Source organism: Candidatus Nitrosarchaeum limnium BG20 (genome assembly GCF_000241145.1).
Taxonomy (GTDB): domain Archaea; phylum Thermoproteota; class Nitrososphaeria; order Nitrososphaerales; family Nitrosopumilaceae; genus Nitrosarchaeum; species Nitrosarchaeum limnae.
Genome location: NZ_AHJG01000116.1, coordinates 1 through 4,499, shown reverse-complemented (window position 1 = coordinate 4,499; position 4,499 = coordinate 1). Strand labels below are relative to the sequence as shown.

Below are 4,499 nucleotides of genomic sequence, written 5' to 3'. Positions count from 1 at the left end.
AAAAACTAGAGTTTGATTCCGTAGATATCACTCAAGTTACCATCTCAAAGAGTAGAAAAACCTCAAAAGGCACCATGATGCTTGCGAGAAATCCAGTCACAATAATTTCTGCAACAAAAATCTAATCTAGATTTTTAATTGGGGACAAAATCATATTTTTCATGCCTGAGCTAATTGGAATAGGAGTAGGTCCAGGAGACCCAGAATTACTTACAGTAAAGGCTGCTAAAGCAATTCAAAATGCTGACACTATAATGTGTCCTGCATCAAATGAGGACAGACCAAGCATTGCATTATCCATAGTATCATCATTAATTGACAAATCAAAAAATCAAGAGATCATCAAACTGATCTTTCCAATGACAAAAGATAAAGATGTTTTAGAAGCAACATGGAAAAAAAATGCAAAGATAATGGCTGAGAAAGTATTGACAGGAAAAAATGTTGTCTATCTTACTATAGGTGATCCATATTTGTATAGCACTTGGATCTATATGCACAAAGACATTGAGATGAATCATCCTGAAATCAAAATTAGTGTGATTCCAGGAATTGTTTCCATGTTTACTTTTGCAGCTAAAGTTGGTATAAGCATTGCAGAAGGTGCAGAAAAAGTTGCGATTATTCCGTCATGTTATGATTTAAGTTCAGTAAAAGAGATTGCAAAAAATTCTGAGACAATGGTATTTCTAAAGGATGGAAGATACTTTGATAAAGTAATTGAAGTTCTCAAAGAGGCTGGCTTTCCAGATAATTCAATTTTTGCAATAGGTCAAGATCTTGGAACAGAAAATGAAATTATTAGAAAATTAACTTTGGGTGAGGTAAACGATGGTACATTAACTACAAAGTATTTTTCAATTCTGGTGGTAAAGCGTGTCTAGAGTTTATTTTGTAGGCTGTGGTCCTGGTGATCCTGAACTAATAACAATTAAAGCCAAAAAATTAATTCAGAAAGCAGACATTGTAGTTTATTCAGGATCTTTAATTCCCCCGCCAATTCTAAAATTATGCAAAAAAGGAGAACTGCATGATGCAGCAGGTTTGGTAAGAGAAGAAATCTTTGATCTGCTTTATAAAAATGCAAAAAATGACAAATTGGTAGTTAGATTACATGATGGAGACCCATCTATTTATGGTGCAATCAAAGAGCAAATTGATAATCTACAAGAAAAAGGAATTGAATCAGTTGTAGTTCCTGGAATTACTGCATTTTTAGCCTCAGCTGCAGCTCTTGGAATGCAACTTACACTACCAGGTATAACCCAAACTATTATTGTGACTCGTGCAGAGTCTAGAACCAAAGTTCCAAAAAGAGAAAAGATTTCTGAACTTGCAAAACATAAAGCAACCTTAATTTTTTATCTCAGTGTTCATCTGCTTTCTAATATTGTAAAAGAAGCAGTAGCAGGTGGATACAAAAAATCTACACCTGTAGCAGTTGTGTACAGAGCAAGCTGGGATGATCAAAAAATTATCAAAGGAACTTTAAATGATATTGTAAAAAAAGTCAGAGATGAAAAAATTACACGAACTGCTATTGTAATTATTAGTAATGTGATTGACTCAACTGATTATGAATATTCAAAATTATATGACAAAAACTTTAGTCATGGTTATAGAAAATAAAAAATAAAAATAATTTTTGATAGTTTGTCTATCCGTTGATAGTAATTTCCCAATTAACTGTTAACGAATCACCGTTTGTCAAAGTGACAGTACTTGGAAATGCTTTCAACGCAAATGTTGAAGATGTTGCACCTGTAGTTGTTTGATTAAACAGTCCAGCAGCGTATATTGTATTGGTTTGTGATCCAGTGTAACTAAAAGTCTTTGATATTACTTGCTTTGCACCTGCTGCATCTGCTGTTGCATTAGTAAATGTACCTAATGTACCAGCTGCTCTATTCAAACCATCTCCAAGAGTGATTTCACCTGGCAAATCATTAGATGTAGATGCTGGCATTGTTGCTGTAGTGTTACCTAATCCAATGAATGTATATTTACCGAGTCCTGTTACAGTTGATGTTCCATTAGCAATTGTACATGTATTTGTACTTGTTTTTCCAAACAAAACTGCTACAACACAATTCTTTGCACCATTGATAATTTTGTTATCAGTTTGTTGATATGCTTTGATATTGCCTTCACTATCTCTTTGAATAATTTCAATATGACCTAAAATTGCTCCCCCATCCTGTGTGGCTGAAGGTTGATTTTTTTGCATAATACTTCCATCAGAAAAGTTGATTCCAACCACTCCTACTGCAAGTACAATTGCACCGATCATACCGATAGTCGTTGCGTTTTTCATTAGAATACAACTCTTTAATTTACTTATAGATATATTGGTAAAATTTTCTAAATTAATGATCCGAAATGGAACTTAGATTCATGGATTGTCCCCCACACCCACAGATTCACTCAAACCTACGGTAAAACTTTGAGGTTCTCTCTTTGAATCAGGAATTGCAATTGGTGACTTGTCATCCTGACTTACTTGTGACTTGTCATCCTGACTTACTTGTGCTAAAGCAACACCCATTATAATTATTACAGATATGATAATCCCGATTAAAATCCCTTTTTTCAATAAAATAAAACTATATTATTACTATAAAAAGAATATTGAATATTACTTTACTGTATTACAGATAAATTATAAATTTACTAGGTGATGATTCATCAATAACATGTTTTATCTTATGATCTTTATCTTAGTTTTATGTCCACTTTTACTTTCATCTGCTTTTGCTGAAGAACCTATCTTAATTTCCATATCATCTAATCTGGATCAAGTAGTTTTTGATGGAAAATGGACAGACTCTACAGAATGGAAACAATCAAGCTATAATGATCTTACATATGATGATGGAACAGAAATTCATTTAAGAACAGCTCATCAAGGTGATTTTATTTATGTTCAAATTAATGTAGCAACCGACATGTTCATTGATAAAATAACTGATAATGCAATAGTTTGTTTTGATACTAAAAATGATAAAACAGTAATTCCACAATCTGATGATTATTGTTTTTTTACATCACTTGATGGAAATTCATTTACTTATCAGGGAAATAATTTTCCCGCTATAAATGGATATTTTATAAAAATCCCAAATGATAAAAATTTTGTTGCAGTAGGTTCATCATCTGATGAGCATGATCGCTATAACAAAACACCTCATGCAAGTTATGAATTTAAAATACCATTGAGTCTTTTGGGTCGTTCAGATAACTATGGATTTTTTATTTCAGTATATGATGCCCACACTAAAAATTATCATTCATGGCCTTACAAAGTTGAAAATCAAGGTATTCTATCAATTTCAAGTCCAAGTCAATGGGGTGACTTAGTATCTCCTGATAAATCTATACCTGAATTTAATTTAGCACTACTTCTTGTTATGATATTTCCAATCATACTTGTAATGCAATTATTTACAAAATTTCGATTTTTAAAATTAGAATTATTTCTTAAAAACTAGATTTTATTAAGATTCAAATTTCTAAATATTAATATTCATTAAATTTAATCAAAATTAGTGTCAAATCACTTTAAATTTCAATTTATGTTGTTATCTTTATCAACTAAAATAAATTTTTTTAGGATAGTCTATGATATCTACTAAGAAAAAAATTATTTTTGGATTAATTGCTATCGGATTAATATCTATAATCATTTACTATCATCTTAATCAAAATAACGAGCAAAAATTCTTTGATTTTAATATTAACACTAATCAGGCAAATTTAGAGGTACTACCAATTGAATCTATATTCACAATAAGTGGTGTTAAAGGAGAATTTATTTTAGACGAAGAAGCCCGTCTTAAACAATATACCAGACTTTTTTTCCAATTTTACGATAAAAATCAAGATCTCTATAATGAACTTATGAATAATGATGATAAGACAATTGTAATTTATCCAATTTTTACTGCTTCTGCATACAATCAACCTGGGTTTTATAATTACTATTTAGAACAATGTGATGATGAGTGTTTAACAGTTCCAATAAAGCTAATTTTACGTGCTGAAATTGGTGGAAATGGTGCACAAATACTAAAACTTCTAAATTACAAATTCCTTAGCGATATTGATATTGATAAAAATCCAAACATTTTAAAAAATTTTGATAAAGTAATTTTATTGCATAATGAATATGTTACACAAACAGAATTTGATGCAATTACATCACATCCAAATGTAATCTATCTATATCCAAATGCTCTATTTGCAAAAATTGAAGTAAATTATGATCAAAATACTATCACATTAATCCGTGGACATGGATATCCTGATAAAAAAATTGACAATGGTTTTGATTGGAAATATGATAACACACGTCCCTATGAATTTGATAGAGAATGTAAAAATTGGGAATTTTATGATATTAATAATGGAAAAATGTTAAATTGTTTCCCCGATGAATTGATTTACAAAAACTCAACTTTACTTAAGACTTTGAAAGATATTTAAAAAGTAAAAAGTATGAC

6 protein-coding genes are annotated in these 4,499 nt (G+C 30.5%); 4 read left to right on the top strand and 2 right to left on the bottom strand.

Annotated features, from left to right (window positions below):
- Positions 1-161 precede the first annotated feature (161 nt).
- On the top strand, positions 162-884 hold the full coding sequence (gene cobI, locus BG20_RS03780) for a precorrin-2 C(20)-methyltransferase (RefSeq protein ID WP_010191123.1): 723 nt from the start codon (positions 162-164) through the stop codon (positions 882-884).
- Positions 877-1,629 carry a precorrin-4 C(11)-methyltransferase gene (gene cobM, locus BG20_RS03775; protein WP_010191121.1) on the top strand — a complete coding sequence of 251 codons (753 nt, stop codon included), beginning with the start codon at positions 877-879 and terminating at the stop codon, positions 1,627-1,629. The genes cobI and cobM overlap by 8 nt, the downstream gene beginning before the upstream one ends.
- A gap of 28 nt (positions 1,630-1,657) precedes the next feature.
- Here cobM and BG20_RS03770 read toward each other — a convergent pair whose 3' ends face one another.
- A complete protein-coding gene (locus BG20_RS03770) occupies positions 1,658-2,314 on the bottom strand; it encodes a hypothetical protein (protein WP_133936221.1) in 657 nt (218 codons plus the stop codon).
- Between the two features lie 78 nt (positions 2,315-2,392).
- Positions 2,393-2,593, bottom strand: a complete 201-nt coding sequence (locus BG20_RS03765) for a hypothetical protein (protein ID WP_010191117.1) — start codon at positions 2,591-2,593, stop codon at positions 2,393-2,395.
- A gap of 100 nt (positions 2,594-2,693) precedes the next feature.
- On the opposite strand from BG20_RS03765, the gene BG20_RS03760 reads away from it, so the two are divergent.
- Together BG20_RS03760 and BG20_RS03755 are read left to right on the top strand one after the other, a co-directional pair.
- Positions 2,694-3,488 (top strand): hypothetical protein, encoded by a 795-nt coding sequence (locus tag BG20_RS03760; RefSeq protein ID WP_133936219.1) that lies wholly within the window; start codon positions 2,694-2,696, stop codon positions 3,486-3,488.
- A gap of 130 nt (positions 3,489-3,618) precedes the next feature.
- Positions 3,619-4,482: a hypothetical protein gene (locus BG20_RS03755; protein ID WP_010191114.1), complete on the top strand. Its 864-nt coding sequence runs from the start codon at positions 3,619-3,621 to the stop codon at positions 4,480-4,482.
- The last annotated feature ends 17 nt before the right edge of the window (positions 4,483-4,499 follow it).

What these genes read in the sequence shown, in the direction of transcription:
- cobI (WP_010191123.1), top strand. Translation starts at nt 162, where the DNA reads ATGCCTGAGCTAATTGGAATAGGAGTAGGTCCAGGAGACCCAGAATTA.
- BG20_RS03770 (WP_133936221.1), bottom strand. Translation starts at nt 2,314, where the DNA reads ATGAAAAACGCAACGACTATCGGTATGATCGGTGCAATTGTACTTGCA.
- BG20_RS03760 (WP_133936219.1), top strand. Translation starts at nt 2,694, where the DNA reads ATGTTTTATCTTATGATCTTTATCTTAGTTTTATGTCCACTTTTACTT.
- BG20_RS03755 (WP_010191114.1), top strand. Translation starts at nt 3,619, where the DNA reads ATGATATCTACTAAGAAAAAAATTATTTTTGGATTAATTGCTATCGGA.